The 16,285-nt window shown below is 45.4% G+C and carries 14 protein-coding genes; 6 read left to right on the top strand and 8 right to left on the bottom strand.

Annotated features, from left to right (window positions below; translation table 11 throughout):
* Positions 1–173: 173 nt before the first annotated feature.
* Positions 174–1,202 carry a LacI family DNA-binding transcriptional regulator gene (locus MHB37_RS26860; RefSeq protein WP_076099381.1) on the bottom strand — a complete coding sequence of 343 codons (1,029 nt, stop codon included), beginning with the start codon at positions 1,200–1,202 and terminating at the stop codon, positions 174–176.
* Positions 1,203–1,324: 122 nt separating this feature from the next.
* Here MHB37_RS26860 and MHB37_RS26855 point away from each other — a divergent pair, with 122 nt between their 5' ends.
* Positions 1,325–3,025, top strand: a complete 1,701-nt coding sequence (locus MHB37_RS26855) for a glycoside hydrolase family 13 protein (RefSeq protein ID WP_340033640.1) — start codon at positions 1,325–1,327, stop codon at positions 3,023–3,025.
* A 38-nt stretch (positions 3,026–3,063) separates the two neighbouring features.
* Here MHB37_RS26855 and MHB37_RS26850 read toward each other — a convergent pair whose 3' ends face one another.
* On the bottom strand, positions 3,064–4,164 hold the full coding sequence (locus MHB37_RS26850) for a M23 family metallopeptidase (protein WP_076220521.1): 1,101 nt from the start codon (positions 4,162–4,164) through the stop codon (positions 3,064–3,066).
* A 254-nt stretch (positions 4,165–4,418) separates the two neighbouring features.
* Between MHB37_RS26850 and lipA the strand changes: the two genes are divergently transcribed.
* Positions 4,419–5,324: a lipoyl synthase gene (gene lipA, locus MHB37_RS26845; RefSeq protein ID WP_036685320.1), complete on the top strand. Its 906-nt coding sequence runs from the start codon at positions 4,419–4,421 to the stop codon at positions 5,322–5,324.
* Between the two features lie 236 nt (positions 5,325–5,560).
* Positions 5,561–6,253 carry a YutD family protein gene (locus tag MHB37_RS26840; protein ID WP_405168698.1) on the top strand — a complete coding sequence of 231 codons (693 nt, stop codon included), beginning with the start codon at positions 5,561–5,563 and terminating at the stop codon, positions 6,251–6,253.
* A 763-nt stretch (positions 6,254–7,016) separates the two neighbouring features.
* Here MHB37_RS26840 and MHB37_RS26835 read toward each other — a convergent pair.
* The 4 genes from MHB37_RS26835 to ylbJ form a co-directional block, all read right to left on the bottom strand.
* Positions 7,017–8,456, bottom strand: a complete 1,440-nt coding sequence (locus tag MHB37_RS26835) for a S41 family peptidase (RefSeq protein ID WP_076128004.1) — start codon at positions 8,454–8,456, stop codon at positions 7,017–7,019.
* A gap of 81 nt (positions 8,457–8,537) precedes the next feature.
* Positions 8,538–9,722: a copper amine oxidase N-terminal domain-containing protein gene (locus MHB37_RS26830; protein ID WP_076279682.1), complete on the bottom strand. Its 1,185-nt coding sequence runs from the start codon at positions 9,720–9,722 to the stop codon at positions 8,538–8,540.
* A gap of 146 nt (positions 9,723–9,868) precedes the next feature.
* Positions 9,869–10,672 (bottom strand): NAD kinase, encoded by an 804-nt coding sequence (locus MHB37_RS26825; RefSeq protein WP_036685317.1) that lies wholly within the window; start codon positions 10,670–10,672, stop codon positions 9,869–9,871.
* A 74-nt stretch (positions 10,673–10,746) separates the two neighbouring features.
* The gene (ylbJ, locus tag MHB37_RS26820) at positions 10,747–12,009 is read right to left on the bottom strand and encodes a sporulation integral membrane protein YlbJ (protein ID WP_036685315.1); all 1,263 of its coding nucleotides are present in this window, start codon (positions 12,007–12,009) and stop codon (positions 10,747–10,749) included.
* 412 nt (positions 12,010–12,421) lie between these two features.
* Between ylbJ and MHB37_RS26815 the strand changes: the two genes are divergently transcribed.
* Together MHB37_RS26815 and MHB37_RS26810 are read left to right on the top strand one after the other, a co-directional pair.
* Positions 12,422–12,805, top strand: a complete 384-nt coding sequence (locus MHB37_RS26815) for a globin (RefSeq protein WP_076134176.1) — start codon at positions 12,422–12,424, stop codon at positions 12,803–12,805.
* Positions 12,806–12,841: 36 nt separating this feature from the next.
* A complete protein-coding gene (locus tag MHB37_RS26810) occupies positions 12,842–13,558 on the top strand; it encodes a DUF2225 domain-containing protein (protein WP_036685310.1) in 717 nt (238 codons plus the stop codon).
* 78 nt (positions 13,559–13,636) lie between these two features.
* On the opposite strand, the gene MHB37_RS26805 is transcribed toward MHB37_RS26810, so the two are convergent.
* Both MHB37_RS26805 and MHB37_RS26800 read right to left on the bottom strand, forming a co-directional pair.
* Positions 13,637–13,867, bottom strand: a complete 231-nt coding sequence (locus MHB37_RS26805) for a hypothetical protein (RefSeq protein WP_036685307.1) — start codon at positions 13,865–13,867, stop codon at positions 13,637–13,639.
* On the bottom strand, positions 13,864–14,055 hold the full coding sequence (locus tag MHB37_RS26800; protein ID WP_036685305.1) for a YycC family protein: 192 nt from the start codon (positions 14,053–14,055) through the stop codon (positions 13,864–13,866). Before MHB37_RS26800 ends, MHB37_RS26805 begins: the two co-directional genes overlap by 4 nt.
* A 118-nt stretch (positions 14,056–14,173) precedes the next feature.
* Between MHB37_RS26800 and MHB37_RS26795 the strand changes: the two genes are divergently transcribed.
* Positions 14,174–15,973 carry a M3 family oligoendopeptidase gene (locus MHB37_RS26795; protein ID WP_036685300.1) on the top strand — a complete coding sequence of 600 codons (1,800 nt, stop codon included), beginning with the start codon at positions 14,174–14,176 and terminating at the stop codon, positions 15,971–15,973.
* Positions 15,974–16,285 lie beyond the last annotated feature (312 nt).

The following is a 16,285-nucleotide window of genomic DNA, read 5'->3' as shown; positions in this document are numbered from 1 at the left end:
AGCAGTTACTCCAGACAATCAAGCCGAATCAGCACGCAGCGCAATAAAGTTCAGTCAACTACACAAGCTCAATCAAGCTCAGTTAGTTACTCAAGACAATCAAACCGAAATAGCACTCAGCGCAATAATGTTCAGTCAGCTATACAAGCGCAACCAAGCTTCCCGCCTCTTCACTACGTTCCCGCCGGGAACTGCGATCTCATAGTTGACTCACGAGGAATGAGTTCTGGCTCGAGAAGCAAATGCCTAGAGGGTATGTTGTTATTACGAATGCGTTGCATCAGCAGCTCGCCTGAAGATACCCCCAGCTGGAAGGTGTCGATATTTAGCGAGGTTAGAGGAGGCGTAGTGTAACGGGACAGAGGATATTCATCAAATGCGGCAATGCCGAGCTGTGAGGGAACATGAATATCCAGTGATTTTGCAGCTTGAAGCACCCCGAAGGCAACATAGCTGTTCATGCATACTACGGAGTCTGGTCGATCTTCGCTCTGTAGAAGCTCAAGTGCAGCAAGATAGCTCTCATGTTCATCAGCCTTACAATTGATAATCCATTGCTGCTGATCGGCAAGATCTGCTTGCTGCAATGCTTGCAAATATCCACTCAGACGATGGGTATAAATCTTTTCCTGCTGCTGCCCGCCTATGAAGGCTATTTTGGAGTACCCCTGCTTTATTAAATGTGAGGTCAGCATGCTGCCGCCTGCTTCATTATCGAAATCAACCCAGCTTCCGGGAGTCATAATTTCGCCGATGGAGATGTAGGGAAACTCCAAGCGGTTTAGTTCTTCGCAAAGCTCTTCCGTTAGTACGGAGTTATTCGCTATGATTCCGTCGACACGTTTGCTGAATACAAGTCTATTTAGAAAATGTCCTTCCGGACTACTATGCTGTACATTGGAAATAGTCAGCTCGTATTTTAAAGGCGCAATTACACTTTCTATTCCACCGATGATGTTGTAGAAAAACTGGTTTAGAAATTCACTTTCCTTGGACATATCGACCAGGAGACCAATATTACAGCTGCTTTGTCTGGCTAATCCGGTAGCGATACTACTTGGTGTATAGTTCATCTGCTTCATAATTTCGCGAACTTTGTGTTTCGTTTCCTGTGATATTTTTGGGGAATCGTTTAATACTTTGGATACGGTAGATTTAGCCACATTGGCTGCTTTGGCAATATCAGAAATGGTTACTTTCATTGTCTTCCCCTCATAATCCGGAACGGTATTTGTAACCATAATAACACAAATTTAGCAGTCTCTCTAATCACAAAGAGTCTTATAGATTTAACGATAAAAGCATAAAAAGGAGTTTAGAAGTTATGCCTCATACATGGTTTTTATATCATACAAGTGAAGATCCGTTTGCCTATCCTATGGGTACGGGCATCTTGAAGCTCAGACTGTTCACGCAAGCTGGACAGCAATTATCCTGTACCGTCATCTACTCAGACCGTTATGATTCTCCGGGGCATGAAGTTCCTTTGCAGATGGAGCGGATTGGGTCGGCAGGTGTTTATGAGATACATGAAGCGGTCATTGAGACCCCTACTAAAAAATGCAGATATCTATTCCATGTAACTAATCCTGCTGGTGAATATGTCTGGTATGGAGAGAGAGGGGCGTCGGAGAACCGGGAACGTGCGGGTTCTTTTCAATATGCATATCTCCATCATTCTGAGGCGTTGAAGTTACCTTCATGGAGCATGGATGCAGTAACCTATCAAATCTATCCCAGCAGTTATAACGAAGGAACCTTACAAGGCATCTCTGACAAAATGCCCTACCTGCAACAGTTAGGAGTAAACGTTGTTTATATGACGCCTGTATTTGAGTCTCCTTCAGAACATAAATATAATACCTCCGATTACTATAAGGTTGATCCAGTATTTGGGGATACGGAAGGATTGAAGGCACTGGTCAGCCAGGCGCACAGGCATGGAATCAAAGTGATTTTAGATGCTGTGTTTAATCATTCGGGAGACCGCTTTTTCGCGTTTAAGGATGTGTTGGCAAAAGGAGAGCAATCTCCGTATAAAGATTGGTTCTTCATTCATTCCTTTCCGGTTACGCAGACCCCTGTACCCAATTATGAAACGTTTGCCAAAGCTGAAGCGCATATGCCAAAGCTGAACATGGACAATCCGGATACGGCGAATTACATGATTGAGGTTGCGAAGTATTGGGTGCGCGAGACAGGGATTGACGGCTGGCGTCTGGATGTGGCCAATGAAGTTAATCCGCGTTTTTGGTCCCGGTTTCGGCAAGAACTCAAATCTGAATATCCTGAAATCCTGCTGATCGGTGAGATTATGCATGCTTCTGGGCCATGGCTTAGAGGGGATCAGTTCGATGGAGGAATGAATTATGTGCTTCGTGATGCAGTGTTAGAATTTTTTGCGGAACAATCGACGGGGCCAGTTCGCTTTATGGAGCAATTGCTCCATCAGGAGGCGTTGTATAATGACCAGGCGAATTCGGCTATGTTTCAGTTGCTTGGCAGCCATGATACCCTGCGGTTTCTTACAGCGTGTAAAGAAGGTGGGCGTGGTTGGGACCGCTTGGGTACCGCTGTTGAACGTATGATGCTGGCTGTTTTTTTCCAGATGACCTATATCGGCATTCCAATGATCTATTACGGGGATGAGGTTGGGATGGAAGGGGCGACGGATCCCCACTGTAGAAAAGCTATGATATGGCAAGAACAAGCTCAGAATGCAGTGCTGCATAAGTGGTATCAACAGTTGATTTCTCTGAGAAAAAGTCATGAGGTTCTGCGCAAAGGCTCCTTCCGTCCTTGGTTTACTGATGAAGTTCGTAGTGTGCTTGGTTACATACGAGGTGTGGAGCACGAAAAGATAGGGCTGATTATCAATAATTCTCCAAACCCTTACCAACTAGAGCTTAGCCCATATCGAGCTGATAAGAACGAATTAACTGATTTATTGTCTGGAGTAATTTTTAAAAATAATAATAAGCTTACGGTCAGCATTGAACCATTCGGCTGTTTGATGTTGTATTAAAAAAGAAAAGGCCCCTCTCTAAGGAAAGGGACCTTATTCTAATTTACGGCACTTTTTTTGCTTCTTTTGTTCTTTAAGTCTCTATATTCCTGATTCTCCCATTGTTTCAGCAACGGAAACGGATCAAAAGCCCATTCGGTAATTCCGCGATCGCGGTAAATGCCAAAATGTAGATGCGGAGGAAATTTCCCTTGAGTTCCGGGATTGCCGTAACCCGAGCTGCCTACCCAGCCAATAATTTCACCGGGGGTGACTATATCTCCGCGAGAAATCGTTTTGTTATATCCAGATAGATGAGCGTAATAATGGTAACGGTTCTCAATATCGCGAATCCCGATTCTCCAGCCGCCGTACCGGTTCCAGCCTTTTGTCTCCACTAAGCCAAAGCAGGTGCTTCGGACTGGCACTCCTTGAGGTGCAAATAAATCTGTTCCTTCATGGATACGTGCTCCACCCCAGCTTCTTCCAGTGCCCCAAGTGCTACGATAAGAATAAAGGTTACTTAAGGGAAGCGGGAAGGCATTGCCGGATAGGTCCAGCCTTCCAAAATGTTCATATAACTTCGCGAACTGGGTAATGCGCTGCGAGGCGCGGCCATTGTGATAATACTCCCAGACCCCGATACTGAAATCACTAGCGGATTGTCCATACTTCAATAAGTGTCTAGCCATACTATACAGAACGTCCGCATCATTCTCTGGATCAGCAATCCCGTCTCCTGAGCCATCACTGCCAAAACCATCAAAGAAGCTAATGGAGTTCGGGGAAGTATCCCCTTGATCCGGATTGAGTGGACCAGCCCATACCGGTGCCGGGATCTTTATGGCTGTAAGGCGCGTGGAGACAGGCTGCCCTGAGGCTCCCTTTTTGGCGAGCGTGCGTTCATATTGATCAATGGCTGCGAACCTAAACCACGGGATACCAGTAGCTGCGCTCATTTGCTCATAAAGCTGTCTTCGGCCAGACCATTGCGCTTCTTTGCTAGCACTAGCGGGATCCCCGCTGCTCATCACCGGTTGGATTGTAGGCCGCGCTACAGCTGCTGAAACGGGAAGGTTTAAACCACCCCAGAGGATAGCGGCCGCGGACAGGCATAACAGGGTTCTCCGGTCTTTAATATTCTTAAATAGGGCCAGCAAGATAACAGCCTCCTTTTGTCCGGGCATTAAATTGAGTGTAGTCACTTCGGATGAAGCTTTTTTATAGATTGGTGCAAAATGCTACTTTTTATCCGTTCTTGTCTAAAGGTACCAGAAAAATCTCGCTGGAAACTCCAGATGACACACCCTGCATATTTCACAAAAACAGGCAATTGTAAATCGCACATGTTATAATATGAGGCAGCAACTTTCATCTGCAGCATCACATTCAGGAGGAAGCGGGGTTTATCATTTTGTCTAATAAAACAGCAAAGCAACCTAAACCGGATTGGATTAAGATTAAGCTAACTACCGGTGACAACTATCAGGAAATCAAAAGCATGATGCGTTCCAAAACTTTACATACCGTATGTGAAGAAGCTAGGTGTCCGAATATTTATGAATGCTGGGCAAACCGTACGGCTACCTTCATGATTTTAGGTGATATTTGTACACGCGCATGCCGTTTTTGTGCAGTGAATACAGGGATGCCTACAGAACTGGACCTGCAGGAGCCTGAACGTGTAGCTGAAGCTGCAGAGAAAATGAATCTTCGTCACTGTGTGGTGACTAGTGTGGCCCGCGATGATCTTGCGGATGGTGGCGCTCAGATTTTTGCTGAGACGGTAGCGGCGATTCGTAAACGCCTTCCGTTATGTAGTGTTGAAGTGCTTATTCCAGACTTTTTAGGAGACCGGAATAGTCTTGAGATTGTCATGAACAGTAATCCAGACATTCTTAATCATAATATTGAGACCGTGGAACGGATGTCAGATCGTGTACGGGCTAAAGCGAAGTACCCTCGTTCCTTGGAATTGCTGCGCAGAGCCAAGGAAATGAAACCCAATATTCCAACCAAATCGAGCATCATGCTTGGTGTCGGTGAAGAGTGGAATGAGATTTTACAAGCAATGGATGATTTGCGAGCCGTAAATTGTGATATATTGACTTTAGGACAATATTTGCAACCCACTCCAAAACACTTAAATGTGGAGAAATATTATCCACCGGAGGAATTTGCACTGTTGAAGGAAGAGGGAATGAAGCGTGGCTTCAGCCATGTGGAATCAGGCCCGCTAGTCCGCAGCTCTTATCATGCGCATGAGCAGGTGAAGTCTGCAGCTCAAGCTCGCGAGGAGCGTGCGGTTTCTTCTAGCTAATTATTGCTTTTCTGTGGTTTAATTCACGGAGAATGTTAGTAAGAGGAGGAAGAAGCGACAGCGTTCTGATATCTCTGCTCTTAGGTTACCCATAAAAATCGTTGATTTGCGTCATCGGAGGGGAATATTGGTGCTGTAGGAGCGGTTCTAGAACAGCGACCGAAAGCCCAATATTCCACATAGATGGCGGCATAATCAACGCCACGATACCCAAAGAAAGGCAGGCGACAAAAGGTTTGATCGTAATAGGCGGAAAAGGCTATGAACTTATGTTGGATCATAAGGATGGTTGGAATCCGGAGGCGTTTCGCGGGAGATATAGCGAGGTGCTGGAAAGATACGACTATATTATCGGTGACTGGGGTTACAGTCAGTTGCGTTTGAAAGGTTTTTACCGGGACAACCATCCTAAGGTGAATCGGGATACAGCGATTTCGGGTATGGTTGATTATATTAATGAATATTGCAATTTTGGCTGCGCTTATTTTGTGCTGCATAAATTGAAAGAAATACCACAGGAAGGCATGTTCAAGGATATTTTAATCAAAGAAATACCAGAGCCGAGTGATGAAGAGGCCTTGGAGCAAGAAGGGGAAGCTAGTGATGAAGCGGCTGCAGATAAAGAGTTCTCTGTTAAAGAAACATCCTCTAAGCAAGGCTCGAATCACTCATTGGCATTTAAAGAGATGACTTCTTCTAAGGACAATATGGTGAAGGATAGACCTGTGAGAGAACATCAGAGCCGAAATCACCGGGGCAAGGATTCACAGGGCAAGAAATCCAAAAAGGATTTCCAAGGCAGACCGCCACAAGGTCAGTCTCAGAAGCCCCAAAACACACCAAAACCTCAAAGCGCTCAAAACAACCAAAACAACCAAAACAACCAGAATAACCAGAGCAACCAAAACATAGAAAATTCACAACCTTAATGATGAAAGCTGAACCATAAGTAGAGTCCTTCTACGAATGAGCCAGCTTTTTTTCTTATAAAAAATAGCAGAGCAGCGTTTCTCCCGTTACTTGGAGATCGCTGCTCTGCTGTTGCTGTGCCGCTCGGTGTTGCTGTGTTGCTGTGTTGCTGTGCTGTTCAGTGTTGTTGTGTAGCTTAGTGTTGCTGTGCTGTTCAGTGTTGCTGTGCTGCTCAGTGTTGCTGTGTTGCTCGGTGTTGCTGTGCCGCTCGGCGTTGCTCAGTGCTGCTCTGTGGGCTCGGTGTTGCTGTACGTTCTTCAGTGTTGGCGGTGTGGCTCAGTGTTGCTGTGTGTTGCTTGGTGTTGTTGTGCGTTGCTCTGCTGCTCTACTGCTCTATGCTGTTAGTCGTTGGCTGCTTGACCCAGCAGTTTCATCATCCCCTAAGGCTTAAGGATCCAGATGCCGTTATTTACGAATTTTCAGCCTTTTGAGCGGGGTTTCGGACTCCAATGATGCTATTCGTTAGAAAGAGGCGTAATTATGGTGTTTTTCATACCAATAGCCACTATGGGGTCCGATAGCATAACAAATATGGATTAATATTGCGTTTAGGGTCATCCATGTCCGATAGGTGCTACAGATGTTTCGTAGGTGCAAATATTATCAAACTAAACAAAGAACAGGAGTTGTCCCAACGGCCATTTCATGGCTTATGTGAGACAACTCCTGTTTTTACTCATTGGTGCTTGATTCAGCAGCTTAATGATTAGTGAGATTAAGGATCTATTTTACAGATAATTTCAATTGTTTCTGTGTTGCATTGTAACTCCATACAAGCGCAGGGAACTTCTTCTTAAAGGCATTTAATTCAATGAAGGTCTCGCCGTTCTGAGAAAGCGCCTCTTTGGAGGACAATGTAAAGCCGGTCGCTTTACCTGCCCCGTTCGTTACGATGACTTTTTTGTTCTTGGCATCCCATGTGATGTCGCCTTCGATCAGTGCACCTAGTACGAGCGAAGAAGCATAAGTCTTATCTCCTTGCTTTATTAGACCTACATTACCAGCAAAAGCAACCCCGTTGACGTTCAAGATATGATGATCACCGGAAACCTCAATGCTTTTCATTCCTGCAATCTGTAGAGCGGTAATCAGCTGTGCAGTTTTGCCTTTAACCTCAATATCCGGTGCAAGCCCGATGTGATTAAAGTCTTCTTTATTTGGAGTTAGGTATTTCTGCGTAGTCAGCTTCAGCATGTCTCCATTAGACATTGGAAGCAGGCTCTGAATACGTGCTTTGCCGAAAGAACGAGTGCCTACGACGGTAGCGAGCTTATTGTCACGTAATGCGCCAGTAAGCGCCTCAGAAGCGCTGGCAGTGTACTCATTCGTTAGAATGACGACGGGTACGCCTATTTTGCTGCCGCTGGTAATCGTTACTGGAGTAAGTGCTCCGGTTTGATCAGAGGTATACATCATAATGCCTTTATCCATAAAATTGGAGGTAATGTTGTATGCCGAATCCATATAGCCGCCTAAGTTGTCACGCAAATCAAGCACCATCGATTTCATACCTGCTGCGCGCATCTTTTTCAGCATAGCGGCGAATTCTTCATCGGAATTCTGTGTGAAACCGCTCAGTGTGATGTAGGCTATCTTCTGTCCAACAATGGTTCCGGTAACGGAAGTTGAGCTGATTTCATTCCGGGTTACACGAAATGATTTAGACACTCCATTCCGGAGCACCTGCAGAGTGACCTTGGTGCCTGCGGCTCCGCTTAACTCGTCACCTTCAGTCTCTTCAACGGGGATTCCGTTAATTTTGACTATCGTATCGCCGCGTTTCAGACCTGCTTGTTCTGCAGGCGAACCGGGTGTTATGTCTTCGATGTAGAGCTCTGTTGCGGTATATTGCAATCTAACACCAATACCAACGTATTCCAGATCAACATCATGTTCAAATTGTGCCGCTTCCTCGGTATTGAAGTATTGGCTATAGGGATCATCCAGGGTGTTCACCATGCCATCAATGGCTCCACGAATCAAGGTATCCTTATCTACACCGGAGAGGTTATAGTTCTCCAGAATATTCATGACTTCATTGATAAGATCACGGTTATCTGTAGATGCCTGAGCGGCATCGGCAGCAGACACCACTGGAGCAAAAGTTAGGGATAAAGCCAGACAGCTGCCTAGAAGTGCACTTATTACTTTATTGGATTTCATGGAATCATACGCCCTTTTTATATAATTTATAAGATAAGAAAGTATACACTGCACGAATTAACTTTCTGTGACGTATGGTTGTTAGGATTTCACAAGTTTATAGTAAACGCTGTAGGTGTTATCAGTAGTCCATACCCCGTTATCCGACTTGGATAAAATGAAGATCGTGCCTTGCTCAAAAGTTTCCTCTTCACTGGCATCCTTCTCTTTGCTTTCTACATAAATAGCTGCTTCTTTGGCGCTAAAATAGTAGATACTCGAAACGCTTGGAGTATAAATGACGTCATATGAAGTAAAGAAATCTTCCAGATCTTCCTTAAGGGAAGTATCATATTCTTCTCCGTATGAAGTCATGGTGGAAAGAACAGCGGCCGAATTTTGTTCATTCATAGCTTGATAATATTTGGTGATATTACCTTTGATGGCATCCGCATCATTTTGAGGAATGTTAGCTGCTGTTTTTAGAGCTTGTTCACGAGTCAGCAGTATCACGGAGCTTTGGGATTCCACAGATGATATTTTCCAGCTTCCATTCTTGCGGACAAGTGTATACATGTATTCGTCCTCTGTATCTGGCGTATAGGCCCCACCTGTCCGGCGAGAGCTTTCCAGTGTATAGACAGTAGCGTCATTGCCTGAAATATCAATGATTTCCAAACTCTCAATAGTATTTTTTATGTCAAAAATCTCAAAGGATGCATTAAGATCCGCTACTGACTCCGCATTTGAGGATTCTGAATCCATAAGGGAATAGAAGCTAATCGCTTTTTCTTCATTGAAATACTTATTAGACAAACGGATTAATGCTGTAATCGCTGCTTCGTCCTTATCTTTGGATACTGGGGTGGTAATTTGCACGCTTCTGCTGGTTGAATTCCAGACGGCTGTGCCTCCGGTTGCCTCTGCGATAAAACGTAAAGGAATGTATGTAGTGCCAGCTGAGGAGACTGGTGCGGTGGTCAGTTTTTTCACGGTTCCGTTAACGGTTGCGCGGTTGCTGCCAATTTTCAGGCTGATCGCCAGATTTGAACTTTTACCTGTTACTGTTCCAGTCTTGGCATCCCAAAGCACCTGCAGTCCAAGCTTTTCGAAGATGACCCGGAAAGGGACAAGTACAGAATTGTTCGCTAAGTATGGGGTTCCTGCGGTAAAGGAAACCTTACTGCCGTTGATATAAACATCAATCGGTTTTGAAGCAGCAAAAGCCGGGACCGCCAGTATCAGGGCCAGAAGACTTATGCTCAAGAGGGATAATAATTTTTTCAACAGTACTCTCTCCTTTTATGTAACTCTTTGTAAAATAGCCTCATTATACCATTTGATTTCTCTCTATGTCTATCAATTGGTGTTAGTTTTGTCACACCAAAAATAGCCGGAGATATTGAAATCTCCAGCTTTTTGATCCCCTGATCTCAGACTAAGAAAGCTTCACGGACACGGTTCCAGAACGGAAACGGACGATACCTTGCGAAGCTGACTTTTTTGTCTGAAACTTGACAGCGTACTGAAATCAGGTCATCAACAGGAATGTTGTTATGATCTACGGTGAGCAGCAAACGCTGGTCTTTACATGAAAAAATGTCACAATGATGATGCTTCGGCAGTAGTAGCGGCGAGCCCATTGTCCGGAATACACGGTTGTTAATAGACGCGATTTCGGCAATCTGCAGCGCTTCTATTGAAGGGTGAACCATAGCGCCCCCAAGGCTTTTGTTATAAGCGGTGCTGCCAGAGGGAGTTGAAATACAAAGTCCATCGCCCCGGAACATTTCGAAGGTGACATCATTGATGTCGATTTGGATCATTATAGTTCCATCCACCCCTTTAAGGGTAAATTCGTTGAGGGCAATGTGAGACGAAGATCCCGATTTTTTGTGAATCTCCAGCTCTATTAATGGATATTTCACAATGCGCGGTTTCTGCGGCTCAGAATCACCGGTTCCGCACATATAATCGATTAAGGTGGGCAGCTCTTCTGCTTGCCAGTCCGCATAGAAGCCGAGGTGTCCTGTGTGCACACCTACAAAGGCTAAGTTGGGAATCTGATCGATAAAGGTATGAAAAGCGTGCAGCATTGTGCCGTCTCCACCTATCGAGATGACGATTTCCGGAGACTCGGCATCCAGTTGCAAATCCCGCTCCGCCGCCAGCTTGTGAAATTGCTCGGCAAGTTTGATTGACAGCTCATCACCGCGGTCCAGAACATAATATCTCAAGATGTACAAGCTCCTTTATATAATTCCGTCATACACCGATCATAATCAATCTTGCCCCGGAACACAATATGTAATCAACTTCGGCGCATCAATCGGAGCATTGCCATAAAGACAGGGATAAGCAGTGACACTAGAAGAGCAGCGGCCAGTATAAGACTCAGTAGAGCTAGGCTGGCAGTAACACCTGAGGCTGAAGGTGTAAAGGCGGTGGAGGCTGGCAGAGAGACCCAGGCAGAAGACAATCCTGATCCCATCACAGGCTTCCATAGCAGCACCACGAGACCTGCTGCGAGTACGGCATGTATTAGTCTCGCAGTTAAGAAAGGCAGATAACGCAGCCCGGTACCGTTCAAAATACTGGCGACTTGGGCATGTACAGATAATCCGCCCCAAGAGAGAATAAAGGCAGCTGCTGCGACCTTGAATTGAAGCGGGATGGAAGAAGCGGCTTCACCAGCAGAACGGGCACCTATGGTGACCTCGAATAATCCGCTGATCAAGGCCTGAGCTAATTCGGGAGGCCCTCCAACAAGGGAGACGAGAGATCCGGCCAGGCTAAATAGTGAGGGCAGGATTCCGGCACGGGCAAGCAGCTCCATTAGCACGTTGAAGAATACAACCAGACCCCCTACGACAATAATAAGCTGTAGCGAGGATTGGATCGCTCCTTTTAACAGCTCCCCGAAGCTACGTCCATCCTTGCGCCGGGCTTCGGACATCGCAAGGAGTGCGGCATGTATTCTGCCGAATCCTTGTTTTGCTGGAGCAGAGGGGACGTCAGAACTACTTTTTGTTGGGTCTTGGGTGGGGGTCTTTTGTTCCTTACGTCCATGAAATGACATTAGGAGACCAACCATTAAGCCACTTCCGTAGTGGGCTAGTGCCAATATTAGCCCCAAAGAAGCATCGCGAAAGAACCCAACGGATACCGCCCCTAATAGAAAAATAGGATCGGAGGAGGTTGTAAATGCTACAAGGCGTTCACCTTCGATTCTGCTGATCAGCTTCTGCTCCCGCAGCTTAGCGGTTAATTTGGCTCCAACGGGATATCCTGATACATATCCCATGGCCGCGACAAAACCACCGCTGCCTGGTATACCGAAGAGGGGACGCATCAGTGGATCAAGTAAAGCGCCGAAGAGATGGACAATGCCTAAGCCTAGCATGATTTCAGAAATGACGAAGAAGGGAAACAGTGAAGGGAAGAGCACGTCCCACCAGATGGCCAGGCCACGTAAGGCTGCGGCAAGAGATGCTTCAGGATGAAGTAACATAAGCAGCATACAACCTGCCAATATGAATCCCAGCAGCGGGCCGCCAATCTTTTTAAAAGTCATAATTAACGCCTCCTGGTCTATGGTTAGATGTATGCAAAAAGAGGGACAAACAGCACAAAAAAATGGAGAAAGCGGTTACAATTATCTGTGCTTTTTCGCAGGAATTATGATATTATGTAATAAATAAATGCACCCTCTGTTACACGATTAAATGGGATGGAGTGATGGCGATGAGCGTTATAGCCGGAGTTCTCGTTTGTGCTTTTGTATATGTAATCCGGGTCTCACTCGTCCCTCCTGGTGATGAGGAATTTAGGACCTACTAACCTTACTCTTCAGGCGCTGAACTATAGTTTAGCGCCTTTTTTCTGTAGTTTAGAGAGCACTTTCGACGGATATCCGTGTTATGCTTATCTTTGGTATAATAAAATAAGTAACGTTTCATTAATATGGAAGAAGGCTGGTAACCTCAATGAATCCAAATGAGAGTATATATGACAATCTAGGGGGGGCTGAAGCACTACATCGGTTGGTGGAAGTGTTCTATGCCAAGGTACAGCTTCATCCGCAGCTGGGACCCTTGTTCCCTGAAGATATTACTCCAGTTCTGGAGAAGCAATATCAATTCCTGACACAGTTTTTTGGCGGGGGTCCACTTTATTCGGAATTACATGGACATCCCATGATGAGAGCAAGGCATATGCATATTCCTATTACTCCAGAACGTGCTGAGGAGTGGTTACAATGTATGAAAGAGGCACTGGTGGAGACTGGAGTCGAAGAACCACTGCGTTCATTCGTGCTTAGCCGCCTTGCAGGTCCTGCACATCATTTTGTTAACATGCCCCAGGAATAACAAGGGACAGGTTGATCCTGAAAGGAATGAGAGTACTTGACAGAGTTAATACCCCTATATTCTATTAAGGTCAAGTGTTGCAACTGTGAAAATGAATTTTCAACCTCGCGGGTACGTCCTAGTCTAAAAAAGGCTATTCGACGTGATGCTGATTTCTGCGCGTATTATAAAAATGAGAATCCGGATTATTATGTTGTACGGGTCTGCCCCAATTGCGGGTTTGCCTCCACAGAAAATTCGGCTGACAAGCTGACGGAACGCCAGCGCAAGGCATTTAATGAACAGGTAGGGAAACGCTGGAAGAGCCGGGACTTTGGAGAGAAACGAGACTGGGAAACTGCGCTCGAGACCTATAAGCTGGCGCTTTTATGTGCTCAAAGTATTAACGATAAAGATCGGATTATCGCAAGTCTGCTGCATCATATTGCTTGGCTCTATCGCTATCAAGGGGAGACTGAGCAGGAGAAGCGTTTTTTACGCTATTCTTTGGACGAGTATGTTAAGGTCTATGAAATAGATGGCATTGCCGGCAATGATGCCCGGCTCATGTACCTGATCGGCGAACTTAATCGGCGGATCGGAGAATACTCAGTGGCTGTAATGTGGTTCTCCCGTCTGATCAATGATCAGAAGATCATGGATGCGGCGATGATTCGAGCGGCACGTGAGCAGTGGGTTATTTTACGGGAGCAAATGCGTGCTGAGGCTCTAGATGTTGAAGTTGATATCGAAGGCTTGTCTTCAAGTTCATAATGTTTGCGAACAACAAAAAGCGCAGAAGAGAATTAAATTCTCCTCTGCGCTTTGTAGAAAGAAAATGTTAGGATTTGCTTATCTGACAGCTCGATCGAACAAAAGGTAATCGCCGTCATTATCTATAACTGTAGGACTGGCGCTGCAGCAGGGGAAGACGAGCAGTTTTTTCTTGCCGTCACGAACGATTTGTAATTCTTTTGGCTTCATAGGCAGAAGCACATTCTCTGAGTTGCAGAATGGACAGTATTGCACATACATATCGCCTAGAATGATGTCATAAGGCCAGGTATGACTAAATGGAATCATTGTGAGTCCTTCCCAGAAGGAGTCTCTTCATTTTCTCCCTCAGTTTGTGGGGGATTTTCTTTTTTGGATAGCTCCGCTATTTTTTGTAGTAAAATATGTTGGGGCATATGCATCAAGTGTTCCAAAGGAACGCCTAGTTGCTTGGATAACGTAATGGCTGTTTCCGGTGAAATTTGTAGTGGCTTCATATGGATGCCCTCCTAAAGTTTATCGGCTATAAATGTTCAGATATCGTTATTCACTTTACCATGGTGTTAAGACAATTACAAAGAAAGTCAAATGAAAGCAAAGGAATGGTGAGTACACATGAAACAACCGTTATCACTGACTTGGGAACTTGATACTATTTTTCCGGGGGGTTCTTCGTCTGCAGAGTTAGAAGGGTTCTTGAGCAAGCTTGAAAAAGATATTTTATCCTTGCAAGGCTTTGTGAAGGATGCTGTGGCACCAACGGATGTTGCGTCTACAAAAGCATTGGATGAGGTTATAGCATTGCTTCAGAGCTGTTCAGGAAGACTTGTGGAGGTCACTTCCTTCGCAGACTGTCTAGGCGCTCAGAATCAGATGGACAAGGGTGCGGTAAGGCTGGCGGCCAAAGTGACAAGCATGCGCGCCGGATTCGAAGGGATCAGCTCGCAATTTAGCAATGTACTTCGTCAGACTACGGACAAGGTATGGGCTGAGTGGATGGCTCGTCCAGAGATTGCTCCTTTAACGTTCGTACTGAGCGAGAGCCGTGATTTGGCCCGTGAGAAGATGAGCCCTGAGCTGGAAAGCTTAGCGTTGGAATTAGCTGTTGACGGATATCATGGATGGAGCGGGCACTATGATACGATTGTTAGCTCGATCAAGATCCCATTTGAGGATGAAGAAGGAACAAAGCTGCTATCTGCTGGTCAAGCTTTTAATAAGCTGGATGATCCAGATCCAAAAGTGCGTCAAACGATGTTCCATAAATGGGAAGAGGCTTGGACTGAAGCGGCAGATAATTGCGCGGATACCTTAAATCACTTAGCAGGCTTCCGCCTGAAGCTCTATAAGGGCAGAGGCTGGGACGATGTTCTGAAAGATCCGCTCAGCATCAATCGTATGACACAGGACACCTTAAATACGATGTGGGACGTGATTACGAATAGCAAACCTGTACTTGTGTCCTACCTTCAGCGTAAAGCCAAGCTGCTGGGGCTGGATTCTCTCTCATGGGTCGATGTCGAAGCTCCTGTAGGCAAATCCTCCGGCAAGATCCCTTATGATCAAGCTGCGAAGGATATCGTCACACAGTTCCGTAAATTTAGTCCTAAGATGGCTGAGTTTGCAGAGCGTGCCTTTGATAATAACTGGATCGAGGTTGAGGATCGTAATGGCAAACGTCCTGGTGGATTCTGTACTTCCTTCCCTGAGAGTAAAGAATCACGGATATTCATGACTTACAGCGGCACACCTTCCAATGTTTCAACATTGGCTCATGAGCTGGGACATGCTTATCATTCCTACCTGCTTGATGATCAACCTGTATTTAATCAGAATTATGCAATGAACGTTGCAGAGACCGCTTCAACCTTCGCAGAAGTGATTGTATCTGATGCTCAGGTTAAAGCTGCGGGCAATGCAGAGGAGAAGCTGGCTCTGCTTGAAACGAAGATACAGAACAGTGTGGCATTCTTTATGAACATTCACGCTCGATTCTTGTTCGAGACTCGCTTTTATGAGAAACGTAAGGAAGGTCTTGTAAATGCTGAGGAACTGTCCGCTCTGATGGTGGAAGCACAGAAAGAAGCTTTCTGTGGTGTGCTTTCTGAATACCATCCTCACTTCTGGGCGTCGAAGCTGCATTTCTATATCACAGATGTACCTTTCTATAATTTCCCGTACACCGTTGGTTATATGTTCAGTACAGGCTTATATCGTCTGGCATTACAAGAGGGAGCTTCCTTTGCAGACAAATACGATAGCTTGTTGCAGGATACCGGCGTGATGACATTGGAGGATTTGGTGCTCAAACATTTGGGTGTGGATCTGACAAAACCGGATTTCTGGCAAGGAGCTACAGATCTGATCGTGGCTGATATTACCGAGTTCTTGGAGATGACAGAGCATTTAGCGTGAAATGTCTAAAATAAGACAAATTTCAGGACACAAAAAATAACGGAATTTCAGTGTGAACACGCAAAGACCCCGGTTAAGGGGTCTTTTTTTAATGCTTAAATGTCGAAAACCCCCGGTTTATAAAAATTAATATACGAATGATCCATGAATTTTGCGCATTACTAGGGATAATAACCCAATTTTGTAGAATAATGTTGTTTGACGTATTTAAGGGGTCTATAATGAGCCTTGAGCCTTATAAAAGGCTTGCATGGAAGACAAATGAGCTCAGCTCAAAAAGCTTAAGTAAGCGCTTACTAAGCCGATTTGTAC

The organism is Paenibacillus sp. FSL H3-0286, from assembly GCF_045040705.1.
GTDB classification, from domain to species: Bacteria; Bacillota; Bacilli; order Paenibacillales; family Paenibacillaceae; genus Paenibacillus_AQ; species Paenibacillus_AQ odorifer.
This window is presented reverse-complemented; position numbering and strand designations above follow the sequence as displayed.

Excerpts from the sequence above, each read along its gene's own strand:
- MHB37_RS26860 (WP_076099381.1), bottom strand. The coding sequence starts at position 1,202 with ATGAAAGTAACCATTTCTGATATTGCCAAAGCAGCCAATGTGGCTAAA.
- MHB37_RS26855 (WP_340033640.1), top strand. The coding sequence starts at position 1,325 with ATGCCTCATACATGGTTTTTATATCATACAAGTGAAGATCCGTTTGCC.
- MHB37_RS26835 (WP_076128004.1), bottom strand. The coding sequence starts at position 8,456 with ATGAAATCCAATAAAGTAATAAGTGCACTTCTAGGCAGCTGTCTGGCT.
- ylbJ (WP_036685315.1), bottom strand. The coding sequence starts at position 12,009 with ATGACTTTTAAAAAGATTGGCGGCCCGCTGCTGGGATTCATATTGGCA.
- MHB37_RS26815 (WP_076134176.1), top strand. The coding sequence starts at position 12,422 with ATGAATCCAAATGAGAGTATATATGACAATCTAGGGGGGGCTGAAGCA.
- MHB37_RS26805 (WP_036685307.1), bottom strand. The coding sequence starts at position 13,867 with ATGATTCCATTTAGTCATACCTGGCCTTATGACATCATTCTAGGCGAT.
- MHB37_RS26800 (WP_036685305.1), bottom strand. The coding sequence starts at position 14,055 with ATGAAGCCACTACAAATTTCACCGGAAACAGCCATTACGTTATCCAAG.
- MHB37_RS26795 (WP_036685300.1), top strand. The coding sequence starts at position 14,174 with ATGAAACAACCGTTATCACTGACTTGGGAACTTGATACTATTTTTCCG.